Origin of the sequence: Chryseobacterium shigense, assembly GCF_014207845.1 — a bacterium.
Classification (GTDB): domain Bacteria; phylum Bacteroidota; class Bacteroidia; order Flavobacteriales; family Weeksellaceae; genus Chryseobacterium; species Chryseobacterium shigense_A.
In genome coordinates, this window is sequence record NZ_JACHLC010000001.1 from 851403 (window position 1) to 867668 (window position 16266).

The 16266-nt window shown below is 38.3% G+C and carries 15 protein-coding genes; 6 read left to right on the top strand and 9 right to left on the bottom strand.

Annotation, left to right across the window (positions count from 1 at the left end):
• Positions 1 to 68: 68 nt before the first annotated feature.
• Positions 69 to 719, bottom strand: a complete 651-nt coding sequence (rpe, locus tag HNP36_RS03835) for a ribulose-phosphate 3-epimerase (protein ID WP_184160248.1) — start codon at positions 717 to 719, stop codon at positions 69 to 71.
• Positions 720 to 851: 132 nt separating this feature from the next.
• On the bottom strand, positions 852 to 1925 hold the full coding sequence (locus HNP36_RS03840; RefSeq protein ID WP_184160246.1) for a M42 family peptidase: 1074 nt from the start codon (positions 1923 to 1925) through the stop codon (positions 852 to 854).
• A 51-nt stretch (positions 1926 to 1976) separates the two neighbouring features.
• On the opposite strand from HNP36_RS03840, the gene HNP36_RS03845 reads away from it, so the two are divergent.
• Positions 1977 to 2681 (top strand): DUF4294 domain-containing protein, encoded by a 705-nt coding sequence (locus HNP36_RS03845; RefSeq protein WP_184160244.1) that lies wholly within the window; start codon positions 1977 to 1979, stop codon positions 2679 to 2681.
• Between the two features lie 22 nt (positions 2682 to 2703).
• Here HNP36_RS03845 and HNP36_RS03850 read toward each other — a convergent pair whose 3' ends face one another.
• Positions 2704 to 3120, bottom strand: coding sequence for an NUDIX domain-containing protein (locus tag HNP36_RS03850; RefSeq protein WP_184160242.1), 417 nt, complete (start codon positions 3118 to 3120; stop codon positions 2704 to 2706).
• Positions 3121 to 3221: 101 nt separating this feature from the next.
• The gene (gene mnmD, locus HNP36_RS03855; protein WP_184160240.1) at positions 3222 to 3896 is read right to left on the bottom strand and encodes a tRNA (5-methylaminomethyl-2-thiouridine)(34)-methyltransferase MnmD; all 675 of its coding nucleotides are present in this window, start codon (positions 3894 to 3896) and stop codon (positions 3222 to 3224) included.
• A gap of 85 nt (positions 3897 to 3981) precedes the next feature.
• Here mnmD and HNP36_RS03860 point away from each other — a divergent pair, with 85 nt between their 5' ends.
• The 5 genes from HNP36_RS03860 to HNP36_RS03880 all read left to right on the top strand — a co-directional run bounded on the left by HNP36_RS03860 (position 3982) and on the right by HNP36_RS03880 (position 9745).
• Complete coding sequence (locus HNP36_RS03860) at positions 3982 to 5055, top strand: branched-chain amino acid aminotransferase (protein ID WP_184160238.1); 1074 nt, start codon at positions 3982 to 3984, stop codon at positions 5053 to 5055.
• A gap of 151 nt (positions 5056 to 5206) precedes the next feature.
• Positions 5207 to 6445, top strand: a complete 1239-nt coding sequence (locus HNP36_RS03865) for a spondin domain-containing protein (RefSeq protein ID WP_228456242.1) — start codon at positions 5207 to 5209, stop codon at positions 6443 to 6445.
• A gap of 335 nt (positions 6446 to 6780) precedes the next feature.
• Positions 6781 to 7293, top strand: coding sequence for an FKBP-type peptidyl-prolyl cis-trans isomerase (locus tag HNP36_RS03870; protein ID WP_184160234.1), 513 nt, complete (start codon positions 6781 to 6783; stop codon positions 7291 to 7293).
• A gap of 81 nt (positions 7294 to 7374) precedes the next feature.
• Positions 7375 to 8412: a peptidylprolyl isomerase gene (locus tag HNP36_RS03875; protein ID WP_228456323.1), complete on the top strand. Its 1038-nt coding sequence runs from the start codon at positions 7375 to 7377 to the stop codon at positions 8410 to 8412.
• Positions 8413 to 8563: 151 nt separating this feature from the next.
• On the top strand, positions 8564 to 9745 hold the full coding sequence (locus tag HNP36_RS03880; protein WP_184160232.1) for a retropepsin-like aspartic protease: 1182 nt from the start codon (positions 8564 to 8566) through the stop codon (positions 9743 to 9745).
• Positions 9746 to 9847: 102 nt separating this feature from the next.
• On the opposite strand, the gene HNP36_RS03885 is transcribed toward HNP36_RS03880, so the two are convergent.
• The 5 genes from HNP36_RS03885 to HNP36_RS03905 form a co-directional block, all read right to left on the bottom strand.
• A complete protein-coding gene (locus HNP36_RS03885) occupies positions 9848 to 10111 on the bottom strand; it encodes a hypothetical protein (RefSeq protein WP_184160230.1) in 264 nt (87 codons plus the stop codon).
• A 727-nt stretch (positions 10112 to 10838) separates the two neighbouring features.
• Positions 10839 to 12197: a M20/M25/M40 family metallo-hydrolase gene (locus tag HNP36_RS03890; protein ID WP_184160228.1), complete on the bottom strand. Its 1359-nt coding sequence runs from the start codon at positions 12195 to 12197 to the stop codon at positions 10839 to 10841.
• A 3-nt stretch (positions 12198 to 12200) separates the two neighbouring features.
• Entirely contained in the window at positions 12201 to 13559 is a 1359-nt protein-coding gene (locus tag HNP36_RS03895) for a M20/M25/M40 family metallo-hydrolase (protein WP_184160226.1), read from the bottom strand.
• Between the two features lies 1 nt (position 13560).
• Positions 13561 to 14964, bottom strand: a complete 1404-nt coding sequence (locus HNP36_RS03900) for a M20/M25/M40 family metallo-hydrolase (RefSeq protein WP_184160224.1) — start codon at positions 14962 to 14964, stop codon at positions 13561 to 13563.
• Between the two features lie 55 nt (positions 14965 to 15019).
• The gene (locus HNP36_RS03905) at positions 15020 to 16264 is read right to left on the bottom strand and encodes a DUF1015 domain-containing protein (protein ID WP_184160222.1); all 1245 of its coding nucleotides are present in this window, start codon (positions 16262 to 16264) and stop codon (positions 15020 to 15022) included.
• Between the last annotated feature and the right edge of the window lie 2 nt (positions 16265 to 16266).

The following is a 16266-nucleotide window of genomic DNA, read 5'->3' on the forward strand; positions in this document are numbered from 1 at the left end:
ATATATTTCTTTAAGAAGAAAGGCAGCCTGTCAGGCTGCCTTTCTGTATATGAATGATTTCAAATTTTTCAGATTTTCAGTAATTCAATTGTTCTTTCCGGATTTTCTGCTGAGAAAACTGCATTTCCTGCGACAAGAACATCTGCACCTGCTTCGAAAAGCTTGGAAGCGTTATCAAGATTTACTCCGCCATCAATTTCAATTAAAGCTGTGGAATTATTGCTTAGAATAAGATCTTTCGTCTCTGCAATCTTTTTATAGGTGTTTTCAATGAATTTCTGTCCCCCGAATCCCGGATTTACACTCATCAGAAGAACAAGATCTACATCAGCAATAACGTCCTCAAGCATCAGTACCGGAGTGGAAGGGTTTAAAACAACACCTGCCTTCGCTCCTCTGCTCTGAATATGATGAATGGTTCTGTGAAGATGCGTGCATGCCTCATAATGTATGGAAATAAGATCTGCACCGTGATTGATGAATTCATCTACATACTTTTCAGGCTCTACGATCATTAAATGAACATCTACAAATTTTTTGGCATGCTGCTGTACGGTTTTCATCACAGGGAAACCGAATGAAATGTTGGGTACAAATCTCCCGTCCATCACATCAATGTGGAACCAGTCGGCCTGGGAGTTGTTCAGCATTTCAATGTCTCTTTGCAGATTCCCGAAGTCTGCGGATAAAAGGGATGGAGCAATAAGCTTCGTTTTCATTTTTACTTTTTAATACTTTTTACTTTATTTCTAGGATGTCAGATTTCAGATTTTTACATCAAGTAATAAACGCAATTATTTAAGTCCGATATCTCATATCTAAAATCTGAGATCTTGCATCTGAGATATCAATTAATGATACTTCAGCTTCATTTCCGGCTTGATCTTTAAAAGGGTTTCATAAATCAGCTGGATTACGTTGCTTACATCTTCTTTGGAAACCATTTCTACCGTTGTGTGCATGTAGCGCAAAGGTAAGGAAATTAAAGCACTTGGCACCCCGCCATTGGAGTGGGCAAAGGCATCTGTATCTGTTCCTGTTGCTCTGCTGGCCGCAGCTCTCTGGAAAGGAATTTTTTTGGATTTTGCCGTATCGATGATCAGCTCGCGGATGGTGTGGTGAATACTTGGTGCAAAGAAAACTACAGGTCCGTCACCACATTTCTGGTCACCCTCTTTCTTCTTTTCGATCATAGGAGTAGTGGTATCGTGGGTAACATCTGTTACGATGGCGATATTGGGCTTGATGGTGTCAGCAATCATATCTGCACCGTAAAGTCCTACTTCCTCCTGTACGGAATTGGTAATATACAACCCGAAAGGAATTGTTTTCTTGTTCTCTTTTAAAAGTCTTGCTACTTCCGCAATCATAAAGCCACCGATCCTGTTGTCTAAGGCCCTGCAGACAAAATATCTGTCATTCATTTCAAAGAATTCATCAGGGTAAGTAATCATACAGCCTACGTAGATTCCCATTTCTTCAACTTCTTTCTTGGAAATAGCTCCGCAATCGATGAAGATATTTTCTATTTTCGGGGTGGGTTCATTCTGGTTGGTTCTTGTGTGAATGGCAGGCCAGCCGAATACACCTTTTACAATTCCTTTTTCACCATGGATATGGACAACTTTTGAAGGAGCAATCGTCTGATCCGAGCCCCCGTTTCTGATTACATAGATCAATCCGTCATCTGTAATGTAATTAACATACCATGAGATTTCATCTGCATGGGCTTCAATAACTACTTTAAATTCAGCATCGGGATTAATTATGCCATAGCAGGTTCCGTAATGATCAACTTCTATTTTATCCACATAAGGTCTGATGTAGTCCATCCAGATTTCCTGGCCTTTATGTTCGTAACCTGTTGGAGAAGATGTGTTTAGGTATTTTTCTAAAAATTTCAAAGATTTCTTTTCAAATTTCATAAAAAGGAATGATTTTTGCGTGTAATTTTTGTTATTATAAGTGTAAAAATAATGAATTTTAATAAGATTGTCTGTCTTTTTATCTTCTTTTTTGGAGTCGGTGTTTTTGGTCAGAAGGATTCTATCATTGCAAAACCTCTTAACCAATATCCTGCTGAATCTTTAAAAACAGATGAGTTCGGTAATAAGTATTATTATGACGAGCGTCAGAAGATGAAGGTTTATGAAATTAACGGTGAACCCGTAGTAGTACTGGATGAGCTGGTACTGGTTAATAAACCGCGATTCAACAATCAGCTGGATAAAAATTATTATTATTTCCTTAATAAAAAGCTGAACAGGGTTTACCCGTTATTTGTAACAGCGCTTCAGCAATACAGAGATATTCAGGCAGACATGACAGATATGGACAGCAAAGCCAAAAGAAAGTTTGTAAAAGAAAGACAGAATATGCTTGCTGATCAGTATGAAAAACAGCTGAGAGATCTTACAACAACTGAAGGCCAGGTTTTTGCCAAACTAATGAACAGGGCAACCGGAAAGAATGTTTATGAAATCATTAAAGAAATGAGAGGCGGATGGAGCGCCTTCTGGTGGAATGTAAAAGGTAAAATGGCCGATATTGATCTGAAAGACCAGTATAACCCACATAAGAACAGAACAGATGAATTTATAGAATCTCTGCTTCAGTCCAACTGGAATTCCGGCTACTTGCAGCCTTATCCCGGAGCCTCCGATTTTAAAGTCAGAAAATAAATATAAAATTCCTGTAAACAGCTTACAGGAATTTTTCTTTTAACTTATCAAATACTATTTTGTCTACCGGAAGCGGAAAAGGATTATCCGGCCTGTCAATATCAATCCACTCTGTTTTTTCAATACATGGATCAAGGATCAGAAAATCTTCCTCGGTCGTAATGTTAACTATATAATATATGGTAAGCAGCTGTTCATTTGCTCTGAAACGGGAAACAAGGAAATCTTCCTGTGTATAAAAGTGTTCCACAACTTCTATTTTCACATTCAGTTCTTCATCAAACTCGCGGTGAAGACACTCTATCAGCCCTTCACCAAATTCCAGCCCTCCTCCCGGAAATTTCATTAAAGGTTCACCGGCATATTCTTCAAACAGCGTCAGTACTTTTTTATCCTTTACTGCACACGCATACACTCTAATGTTGATCTTATCAATCATATGTAATATTTTGTATAGCTAAAATAAGGAAATAAGTGGAAGGGGCAAAAGGACAGAATCTTAAATTTGCTTACTTATATAATCTTATTTCCCGGTTCAGATTATAGCTTCACCGCGTTAATCATCTCTCTTTTTCCCGGAGGGCCATGCTTTTTCTCTACCTTAAAATTCAGTTCCTGAAGAATCCTTCTTACACTGCCTTTGGAAGAATAGGTTGTTAATAATCCGTTAACGGACATTTTGTTGGAAACCATTTCAAATAAAGGTTTCTCCCACAAATCCGGCTGTACTCTTGCACCAAAACAGTCATAATAAACAAGATTGATTTCAGGTAAGTCTATGTCTTTCAGGTCGAAAAAATCGCATTCTATCTTTTTAAGGTTAAAACCTGTAATAATTTCTGATGATTTTCCCCAGTCTGCCTGATGAATTTTCTGATAAATATTTTTGAATTCCGGGTTATCAAAAAGCTCAAAATAGGCCAGATCATTAATCTCGGATTCATTTATCGGGTATTTTTCAAGGGAAAAGTAATTAATGACATGATTTTTGTCAGTTTTTAAATATTCATTAATTGTCACCAAAACATTCAAACCTGTTCCAAAACCGAGTTCTAAAATATTAATTTCGTAATCATTTGTCTGATTTAGTCCATTTTTGATAAACACATGTTCTGCTTCCTGAAGCGCACCGTGATGAGAATGATAGTTTTCGTTTAAATCATTGATAAACAGCGTTTTACTTCCGTCATTTGTGGTCTTAATTTCTCTTTTCAAGCTATTTTTTTGTCAAATTTACTCTAAAATTTTTATATTTAGAAAATTATGTTAAATTTGTAGAACATCGTAAAAATTTTAAAAAATGATAATTCAAAAAACCGAGAACTCCAGACTTCCGGATTTCGATCCGAATAATTTTTCATTTGGAAATACTTTTATAGACCATATGGTGATATGTGAGTATGAGAATGGAAAGTGGGGGGATGTAAAATTGGTTCCTTACGGGCCAATACCATTTACGCCAGCTATGATGGGTGTAAACTATGGACAAGCTTGTTTTGAAGGCATGAAAGCTTATAAAGACAAAGACGGGCAGGTTTTCCTTTTCAGGCCGGAAAAGAATTTTGAACGTATCAATAAATCCGCAAAACGTCTGGCAATGCCTGAAGTAACTGAGGAAATGTTTTTAGACGGATTAAAGGCGTTAGTGGATCTAGACAGAAACTGGATACCGCAGGGAGAAGGAATGTCATTATATATAAGACCATTGATTTTTGCTACGGAGGAAGCTCTGAAAGCAAGAGTCGCTAATAAATATATGTTCGCAATTGTTGCAACACCAGCAAAAAGCTATTATGCAGAACCGGTTTCTGTGAAAATTTCAGACCATTATTCAAGAGCTGCCAACGGAGGAGTAGGTTCTGCAAAAGCAGCCGGTAACTATGCTGCTTCTTTCTATCCTACACAGCTTGCCATTGAAGAAGGTTACGAGCAGATCATCTGGACTGATGATGCCACTCATGAATATTTTGAAGAAAGTGGAACGATGAATGTATTTGTAAGAATTAACGATACCATCTACACTCCGCCTACATCTGAAAAAATCCTTGATGGGGTAACAAGAGACAGCTTTATCCAGCTTGCCAAGAAAAGAGGAATTGAAGTGAAAATAGAGCCTGTAGCAGTAAAAACTGTTATTGACGCTCAGAAGAACGGAACACTGAAAGAAGTTTGGGGAGTTGGGACAGCCGTTGTAACTACTGTATTCCAGGCTTTAGGATATCAGGGCGTGAAGCTCGAACTTCCAAAATTATCTAATGAGGAAAGTTTTGCGGCAATTCTTAAAAAAGATCTTACAGACCTTCAGAACAATCTTAGCGAAGATCCTTTCGGTTGGAGAGTTATGGTGGAAAAAGATGTTTTGGAAACTGTTTAGTTTTACCATTATTTGACTCGATAATAGGACCGGCAGAAATTTTATTCTGCCGGTTTTTTTTTATTTTCTCGCTAAATAATGGTAATTTTTCCGAAAAATTTAGAATACTATGCGATTTGTAACGTTCAAATTCCCTCTAAATCTGCTCTCTATGATCAGTGTTTTGGCTTTTTCCTCATGCAGTAAAGATGATGACGGAGAGATGCTGGTAAACGAAACGGCCACTATAACCGTAGAAAATGTAATTGAAGGTAAAGCACTGACTCAGTTCGGAACTTTTCAGAACACGGGATCATCGCCTGTTATTAATCCTGGAGAATCAACTTCATTTACATTCTATGCCGGAAAAGGACAAACCATAAGTTTTGCTGCCATGTATGGGAACAGCAATGATTTATTTTTTGCCCCTGCTAACCCGGGAATAAAGCTGTATCAGGACAATGGTGATCCGGTAGAAGGAAATGTTTCCTCACAGATCAGGCTTTGGGATAACGGAACACGTGTGAATGAACCTACAGGTCCTGCTGTTACCCATCCCGGTGTAGCAGAAACCACTCCACAGAACATAACAGAAATTGGATTAGCCGTCCCTGCTTCACAATTACTGAAAGCTGAACTCACCCATGAAGAAGGAACTAAATTCACTTTAAAACTGACCAATACTTCAGGAGGTACAGCCAATGAAACACCTATCAGTGCCGGTATCTGGGCTGTTTCTCATATTTCGGGGACAGCACTATTGAAAGAAGATCCTATTTTCTCACCGGGAAAACCTTCAGCCAACGGCTTAACAGATCTTGCCGAAACAGGAAAAACAACAACACTTGCACAATATCTTACAGGTATCACAGGACCTAATTCTGCATTTTCACCCGTATTGGTTGTGGTATACAGCGGTAATGATAATCCTATCTTTAAAACAGGAGAAAACGACCGCGGACAAGGTTTAAAGGAGCTTTCACAACAGGGAAATGCAGATATCCTGGCAGCTTTTCTTAAAACAAAACCGGGAATTAAAGAAGTCTTCGTCCTTAAAGATCCGGCTGGAACTATTCTGAAGCCCAGAATAAATGGTAACGACGGAGGAAAAGCTTCACAGGTAATATCTGCCCGTAAAGGAGACCGTATTGCCTTGGCAGCAATGTACGCCCAATCCAATGACTGGTTTATTGCAGCAACCAACAATGGAGTAGATGGCTCAACGAGAGGCGATATTTCTTCAATCATGGGGCTTTTTGACAGCGGAACCCTGGTAAGCTCTTTTCCGGGTGCACATACAGGATCGGCACCGGCGCAGGCTGAAAGCAAGCCGGTACAGCAGTTAGCCAACCCGAACCAGTTCAATACACTTCCATCACTTCCGCAAATGATTAAAGTGACTATTCAATAAAATTGCTTAATATAAAACATATAATATCACCTCGTTATGAGGTGATATTTTTATTCTGGCCCAGATTTTTCAGATTTTCACAAATGATCGGGTGTCATGAAATTAAATATTTTAAGGCAGGTAGGTGTAGCTAGCTTAATGATCTTAAATACTTTCAACTCTTAACGGTTAAAAAAATTAAGTTTAAAATGATGATGAGCCGTTCTTTTAAAATGCCTGAGATTCATCACCCGCAGGATTGCTTATTTTTAAACTTTTTAATCTTTCAATTTTTCAATCTTTTTTCAAACCTATGGAACAATATTTCTCCGAAATGCGTATTTTCGCAAAAGTTTATGAAAAAATTACTCTTCATATCAGCAGTAAGCCTGTTAAGCTGCAACCGGAATGCACCCACGGCACATCCTCCTGTAGGTGGAGTGTTGAGCCAGAAGGATCTGGATGTTTCTAAGGAAAGGATGAGGAATCTGAATACTATAGAACGGGGTCAGATCCAGGAATGGATCAGTGGTCAGGCTGTGAAGTATTACCCTACACAGCTTAACTATTGGGTAACTGTTGAAGGTTTTGATAAGAGAGAAAGAAGAGCAGATAATACACCTATTTCTTACTCTTATGACCTGTATGATTTTGATGAAACCAAGATCTACGACAAACCTTTTGAAAGAAGAGATGCCAGATTCGGGCATTTTGATGAACTGAAAGCGGTAGAGAATGCTTTGCGTTTTATGCATGATGGAGAGGAAGTAACGCTTTTGGTCCCTTCTTCACTGGCCTACGGAACCTTTGGAGATGAAAAGAACATAGACAACGATATACCATTGATCATAAAATTAAAAGCGCTATAAATAATGAAATTGTTTAACAAGAATATAATTCTGGCAGCGGCAAGTGCTTCGCTGATGAGTTGTACCCCAATCTATAAAAAAATGAACGTAGACAAAGAAACTTACGAAAGTCTTAATAACGGACTTTATGCAAATCTTCAGACTTCCAAAGGAAACCTGATCGTGCAGTTCGAAGACAAAAAAGCACCGGTAACTGTAGCCAATTTTATTGGTCTTGCAGAAGGAAAAATAGATAACAAAGCTAAGGCAAAAGGAGTTCCTTTTTATGACGGAACTATTTTCCACAGGGTGATTAAAGATTTCATGATCCAGGGAGGAGATCCTCAGGGAACAGGAATGGGAGATCCGGGATATAAATTCGAGGACGAGAAAAACGACCTTAAGCATACAGGAAAAGGAATCCTTTCTATGGCAAATTCAGGACCTAATACAAACGGTTCCCAGTTCTTCATTACTGAAGTAGCTACTCCGTGGTTGGACGGAAGACATACGATCTTCGGAAAAGTAGTAAAAGGTAATGATGTGATCGATGCAATTGCCAATGTAGAAAAAGGAGCCCAGGACAAACCTAAAACAGACATTGTTCTGGAAAAAGTTTCTGTTTTCAGCAAAGGTGACGAATATAATAACTACGATCCTGCAAAAACTTTCAGCGAAGGAAAAGCTAAGATCGCAGAAAACAACAAAGCTTATATCGCCAAAGAAGAAGCTGACAAAAAGAAAAAAGAAGAAGAATTCAAAGCTAATCAGGAAAAACTGGTTGAAAATCTTAAAGCCGGAATGCAGAAAACAGAATCCGGATTATACTACAAGATCACAAAAACAACTACAGGAAAAGCTCCTAAAGCTGGTGACAACGTATCTGTACATTATGCAGGTAAATTGATCGACGGTACGGAATTCGATTCTTCATTCAAAAGAAACGAGCCTATTGAAATTCCAATCGGAATGGGAAGGGTAATCAAAGGATGGGATGAAGGTATCCTGTTGCTTAAAGAAGGTGAAACAGCTACATTACTGATTCCGCCGGCAATGGCATACGGAGAAAGAGGTGCAGGAGGTGTTATCCCGCCAAACGCATGGTTGATCTTCGATGTTGAGCTTGTAAAAGTACAGTAATCGAAAATTCAAGATATTTGAAAGCCGTCCGGAAGGATGGCTTTTTTGTTATTGTCAATTAAAAATCAAGTGAAAAAGCGTTCGCATAGGAGAACAAAAACAGACATTTTTAGTTTAGCTTAAATTCCCTATTTTCGTGTAAAATATCCACATGAAAAAAATCTTCTGCTCAATTCTGCTGATCTCTGCAATTTCCCTTTCCGCCCAAGGGAAAAAATTCTTTAAAAGTGGAGAAGTACAGCTGCAGAATCCGGTGGAAAAGATCAATCTGAGATATGCCAATGATCTGCCTTTCGTACAAGTGAACATTAATGGGAAGACTTATAACTTTCTGTTTGATACAGGTGCTCCAACGGTGATTTCCACTGCGGTGTATACAGAACTGGGACTTGAAAAAAAACATAAAAGCAAAGTAAAGGACTCACAGAAAAATAAACACGAACAGATCTTTACGATTTTGCCGGAAATGACTGTTGATAAAGTAGTTTTCAAAGATGTAGGTGCAGTAGTAATGGATTTTAGCGTTTCTGAATTAAGCTGTTTCAGGATCGATGGTATTCTTGGAGCCAATCAGATGGCAAAGCTTTTCTGGAAAATCAATTATTCAGAAAACTCACTTGAAGCTTCAAAAGATCTTACCCGGTTCAATCCTGCAGATTATGATATTGTAATTCCTTTTGATCCGAAACCACAAAAAACACCCGTTGTAGAAACAGATCTTCAGGGTAAAAAAATAGACCTCACCTTTGATACCGGATTTTCCGGAAGGGTTAAGATTGCAGACGATGCCTATGATGCTCAAAAAACATTAAAAAGTATAGAAGTCTACGGAACAAACTCTATCGGTGCTTACGGGGCTGCAAAACCAGCACAGGGACATATTTTCAGGGCTGCTGCTCTGTTGTTGGGCAATAAGAGTTTTTCAAATGAAATAATCGCTACCGGGAATACCAGCCTCATTGGAAATGATTTCTTTAAAAATTTTATTTTTATCCTCGACTGGTCCGGCAATAAAATCTATATGAAACGGATCAGAAATGAACCTGCCAGACTGGAATCTTTTGGCTTCGGATACCGTTTTATAGATACAAAACCAACGGTTGCTTTTGTATTTCAGGAAGAAAATTTTCCATTGAAGGTAGGAGATGGTATTATCAGTATCGACAACGTCAATCTGGATGGTCTTGACAAAGACAGTGCCTGTCACTATTTTCTCAACAGAGTGGAGAGTGGTAAGAATACAATTGATCTTAAGATCAGAAGAGATGGGAAGGAAATGCAGGTAAAGCTGGAGAAGAAAGAGTTTTTGAGTATCAAGGGTTTAAGTGTTTAAGAGTAGGGAATTTATGGTTAAAAGCCGACTGTGCACTTATTGCAAAATAAAAAAAGCCGTTCAAGCATATTGAACGGCTTTCTAGTAAAGTAGAAATTAAAGTTATATGTTTCTTGATTTCTTTCTCATATCGAAAGAATTCATTTTCCCGGTAAGGGAACTGATAAATACAATCCCAAAGCCAATATAAGCTGCAAATGCAGTCAGATATACTATTAAGCTGTTAAAATCAGGTTTTGAGGCATATACAAAATATACCAGTACAGAAAAAACAGCAAAGCTTAGCAGAAGCATCAGGCTCCAGATATTCATTTTTGCAGCATCTTCATTTCTCTTAAAAATCATTTCAAAAAAGTCTCGCATCATTAGTCACTTTTTAAGGGTTATACGTCTGTTTTCCACTCTTCAATAGAGCAGTCCGGAATGTTTCCGTTATATTAAACAGCACACAGATCATAGTTAAATCTGGTTAAGGTCATGGTCCTAAGGCTGTTTAGTTGTTTTACGTCAGGGCATACTTTAAGCAGCCCGGGAAATTTTAATTAAAAAAGCAGTATTGAATCACATGGATCATGAGCTTTACGACACCGTACACAATCATCATCGTAAATGGAATTGATAAAAGAATTATCTTTTCCGTTGCATACGGTATCTAAAGAAAAAGGAATCATATAAAATATGAAACAGCTTTTATCCGGCTCAGCGGAAACTGAAAATTCCGCGGTAACCTTTTCTCATCGTCTGTGCTTTAAATAATTTTTTTTCAGTAATTTACCTTACGAATTTCATGCCAAAGTGAATTCTTTAATGTATTTTTATAGATAAGTAATTTTAAGTTCGCCTAAAATTAATCGTAAATAGGTCGTGAAAATTTGAAAGCAGATAATGAGTTGGAATACAATAAAACGATAGAATTAAATTTTCAGAAATCATTTAAACAAATTAAAATCTGCTCAATCTGCAAAATAAGCGTGAGAGTTAAAAAGAAAAAATCAACAAGCTGATCCAGGAAAGCGTTAATATTAGCTTAACCAAATCAACTTGTTGAAGTTTATAATAAAAGTATTAAAAAATACTTCATCCCTTGAAAATCCTACCAGTTCTTATCAATCATGTAAATAAGCTGGCTCATAGCTGTGGCACCTAAAAGGAGTTCTCTTCTGTTCACTTTATCAAAAGTATCTTCTTCCGTATGATGGATATCAAAATATCTTTGGGAATCCGGCACCAGCTCGGCAGTAGGAACACCCATGTCATGAAGCGGATAAATATCTGTTCCTGAATATCTTCCTTCAAAATTGTAAACCCCGTATGGGAAAAATAAACCTGCCCAGCTCTTGATCTGGTTTCTTTTTTCATCATCCATTTCCAGAGCGATTCCTCTCGGAGCAAAGCCTCCAGCATCGGATTCTATGGCAAAAAGATGTTTCTCATTCTTTTCTTTTGCTGTTTTTCCATACTGAATACCGCCTTTTACACCGTTTTCTTCATTGGAAAAGCAAACCACCCTGATGGTATGATTATTTTTAATTCCCAGCTTCTTAAACGTTCTCAGTACTTCAATACTCTGTACAATTCCTGCACCGTCATCATGTGCTCCTTCACCTACATCCCATGAATCAAGATGTCCTCCGACTACAATTACACTTTGATCCTTTTTGCCTGTAATTTCACCGATAACAGAATGGGAGAGTTTCTCACCTTTCATTCCACAATTGGAATTGAGTTTGGCAGTAACTTTCTGGTTTTTTAAAAGGGTTTCAAGCTCGTCTGCGGTTGTGGTTCCAATGGCTATTGCGGGAATTTTCAAAATTTTATCCTCGTAACGCATTGCTCCGGTATGAGGAACGTCGTCAAAGGCTGAAGAAAGAGATCTGACAATTGCAAATTTCCCACCCTTTTTAGCAACTAATGAAGCTGCGGTTACCCTGTATTTTGCAGCATCGCTGTAGCCTCTGAATGTTTCTATAAAAGACTGGCTGAAAGGGTAGTTAAAGAACACAATCTTATCCTTTACTTGATCTGCGGGAAGCTTATCATATTCTTCCATAGATTTTACGATAATGATCTCTCCGGTCACATCTTTTCCGCCTGTACCTTCAGAATTGCCGAGAGAAAGCATCTTAAGGTTTTTCCATTTGCCATCTGCTGTTTTGATCTGGAAAGACTCTTTTCCTCTGACCCAAACCGGAATCATGACTTCCTGAAGCCATACTTTATCAGCACCGGCTTCACGGAGCTTTTGTTCAGCCCATTTTACAGCTTTCTCATAAGCGGGTGAACCACTGAGGCGGTGACCAACATTTTTGGTTAAATCCCTGAGATCTGTGTATCCTTTTCCATTATTCAGTATTTCTGTGGAAATTTTACTGAACTGTATGGAGTCTTCTTCAGACTGACCAAAAACAGCAATTCCTAAGAATAATAATGAAGCTCCTATTATCTTTTTCATAGTTTACCAGTTTTTATCGATCATATAAATAAGTTGAGTCATTACCGCGGCACCGAGAAGGAGTTCTCTGCGGTTGACTTTTTCAAAAGTATCTTCTTCTGTGTGATGAATATCAAAGTAACGTTGCGGGTCAGGAACAAGCTCGGCAGTGGGAACCCCCATTTCATGTAAAGGAGCAATATCTGATCCGGAATATTTTCCTTCGAAATTATAGACTCCGTAAGGCAGGAACAGTTTGCCCCAGCTTTGGATCTGATTTCTGTTTTTATCATCCATTTCCAGTGAAATTCCTCTTGGAGAGAAACCTCCTGCATCGGATTCTATGGCAAAAAGATGTTTTTCATTCTTTTCTTTTGTGGTTTTTCCGTATTGTTTTCCGCCTTTTGTCCCGTTTTCTTCATTGGCAAAACATACAGCCCGGATGGTATGATTATTTTTAATTCCTAATTTTTTGAACGTTCTCAATACTTCAATACTTTGTACGATTCCGGCTCCGTCATCATGCGCTCCTTCACCTACATCCCAGGAATCAAGGTGTCCGCCGACTACAATTACACTTTGGTCTTTCTTTCCGGTGATTTCACCAATAACAGAATGGGAGAGTTTCTCACCTTTCATACCACAGTTGGAATTGAGTTTGGCTGTAACTTTTTTGTTTTTTAATAGTATTTCCAGTTCATCTGCGGTTGTATTTCCGATAGTCACGGCTGGGATTTTGGAAATATTATCATCATACCGCATATTCCCTGTGTGGGGAACATCATCAAACGCGGAAGATAAAGACCTGATAACAGCAAATTTTCCACCTTTCTGGGCGGTTAAATTGGCGGCAGAACGTCTGTATGTCCCCGCTTCGCGGTAAGAAATAAAAGTCTGTATATGTGACTGATTAAAAGGGTAGTTAAAGAATACTATCTTATCCTTTACTTGATCTGCCGGAAGTCTGTCATATTCTTCTAAAGATTTTACCATAATGATCTCACCGGAGACATCTTTTCCGCCTGTTCCTTCAGAGTTTCCAAGGGATAGCATCTTAAGGTTTTTCCATCGGCCGTCTGCTGTTTTGATGTGGAGGCTTTCTTTTCCTCTGACCCAAACCGGAATCATCACTTCCTGAAGCCATACTTTATCGGCACCGGCTTCCCGGAGTTTTTGTTCTGCCCATTTCACCGATTTTTCATAAGCTTCGGTGCCACTTAAACGGTTTCCAATGTTTTTGGTAAGGTCTTTCAGTTCGTTATAACCTTTTCCGTTATTGAGTATTTCAGAAGAAATTTTACTGAACTGTATCGAATCTTCCCTGTACTGCCCGAAAGCAGCTATACTTATCATAAAAAGCGAAAGGGTGAAGGATTTTTTCATCTTACCAGTTTTTATCGATCATGAAAATCATTTGTGTCATGGCAACAGCACCTAAAAGAAGCTCTCTCTTGTTCACTTTATCAAAAGTATCCTGTTCAGAATGGTGGTAATCGAAGTATCTTTGTGTATCTACAACCAGTTCAGCTAAAGGAATATCCAGCTTTTTAAGAGGAGAAATATCCTGGATAGCTTCAGTCTGGTCAAAATCATAAATACCATAAGGAAGGAAATAGTTTTTCCATTCGAAGATCTGTCTTCGTCTTTGTGGTGACATGTCCAGGGAAAATCCTCTCGGCGAATATCCTCCCGCATCTGTTCCTAAAGCAAAAACATGCTTTTCTTCTCTTTTTTTCACATAGGCTGCATACATTTCGCGTCCTTGTCCTCCGTTTTCGCTGTTCGCATAAAAAACGACTCTTATCGTATGGTTATTTTCAATACCAAGCGCTTTGAACGTTCTTAAAACTTCAATGCACTGTGCTACACCGGTTCCGTCATCAATAGCGCCTTCACCAAAATCCCACGAGTCTAACTGAGCTCCTAAAACAATCACTTTAGAATCTTTTTTACCCTGAATTTCAGCAATAATATTCGGATTGGTGGTATCGCCTTTTGCTTGGGCGGTCATGTTTAGTTTGGCGGTAACTTTTTGACTTTTTAATAGTTTTTCCAATTCATCAGCGGATCTTACTCCAATGGATAAAGCAGGAATTCTTATTTTGTCATCAGGCTCATAATACACCATTTTTGCATGGGGTGTATCGTCCATAGCCGTTGTTAATGATCTTATAATTAAAGCTTTTGCTCCTGTTTTGGCAATCACGGAAGCAGAAATTAATTTTGATTTTGCGGTAATTAAATAAGAATCATTTGTATTGATGATCTTCGGGTCCATGGGAAGATTTACGAAAACAATTTTATCTTTCAATTGTCCTACTGACATGGCATTAAGCTCGGAAGTTGAGTTGATTAAAACAATTTCGCCTGTAAGATCTTTCCCGCCTGTTCCTTCGGAATTCCCGAAAGACAGCATCCTGATATTTTTCCAATCTCCGTTCACTGTTTTTATCTGCAAAGATTCTCTTCCTCTTATCCAGACGGGAGCTTTGGCTTCCATTCTCCAGATCATTTCAATGCCGATAGATTTGAGCTTTTTTTCTGCCCATTCCACGGCTTTCATATAACCGGGAGTTGCACTGAAACGCGGACCGATTCCTTTGGTAAGTTCTCCAAGATTCTCATAGGCTGTACCATTGGTCATCACCTCGTCTGAGATTTTCCTGAATTCATCATGATAATTGAATTTAGCCACGGTTGCATTTTTTACCGGCTTTTTCTGTGGCTTCTTTTGAGAAAATAAAAATCCACTCAAAAAGAGTGGAAGTATAATGAATATTTTTTTCATTTTTTATTTACCTTTCTTTTTCCGAAGATAAAAGTAGGGAAAATTTAGGAATTTATTAAGGTTTCATGTCGTACATTAACAGTGCTGTAACCAGTTTGGGTTCAATAAATGTACATTTCGGAGGCATACTGAGTTTAAGATCGGAAATTTTAATCATATCATTAAAACTTACCGGATAAATACCAAATCCTACTTTTCCTTCACCCTTGTCTATTTTTTCCTTTAAAAAATTAATTCCCTGAAGGTTAGAGGTTCCTTTTGCATAGGAGATCTTTTCAGAGCTGTCAGAATTTTCTATTTTCAGGATATCCTTGAAAATATATTTGTCTAAAAGATGATGGTCAAGATTATCAAGGGACATTTCCGGAGAACGAAGGTCGTGCTTCACGTGAAGAGAGTAGAATTTACCATCCAGGTACATCGAAATATGGAATTTCTGTGAAGGGAAATAGGTTTGTTCTCCTTTTTCGTGGATCAGGAAATACTGGTCCAGCTCTTTTAAAAATTCTTCGCTGGAAAGTCCGTTGAGATCCGATAAGATTCTGTTGTAATCATGGATCTTGATCGATTGGTTAGATACAATGAAACTGTATACGAAGTTGTAGGCTTCAGTTCCGTTGTGTCTTTTATTTTTTTCTTTATGATGCTTTGCATTCAATGCTGTGGAGCCTATCCTGTGGTGTCCGTCTGCAATGTAGAAAGAGTCGATCTGGTCTATTACTTCTTTAAACTGCTGAAGTTTCAGGCGGTTATCTATTCTCCATATTTTATGCCTGATGCCTATAGAGTCAATATGGTTGAAAATAGGAACATTTTTCTCCTCATGATTCATCAGAAGTTCGATCTTGGAATTGGAAGGGTAGGTAAGAAGTACCGGTTCTGCCTGAAGGTTTACTTTGTCCAGATAGTGAGCTAGTTTTTCCTTTTTCTGAGGAATGGTGCTTTCATGTCTTTTGATCTTCCCGTTCCAGAAATCCTCGATGCTCGCTAATCCTAGCAAGCCTCTGAATACCTGTTTATTGGGGTATATCTGCTCATAAAGATAATAGGCTGAACTGTCCTGGATGAGTTTTTTTTCGTACAGAAGCTCTTCAAACGTTGAGCGGATCTTCCTTAAATTCCGGTCAATATCTTTGGATTTACTTACAACATAAGGTTTGATCATGTTGATGTAAGTATTTTCAACTTGAGCTTTCTCTGCAATTTCCTCTTGTGTGAAATTGTCCAGCGGATGGGTAGGGAAAGTGCTCTCAAAGTCTTTATGAGGTCTTATTCCACGGAAAGGTTTAAAAACAGGCATAG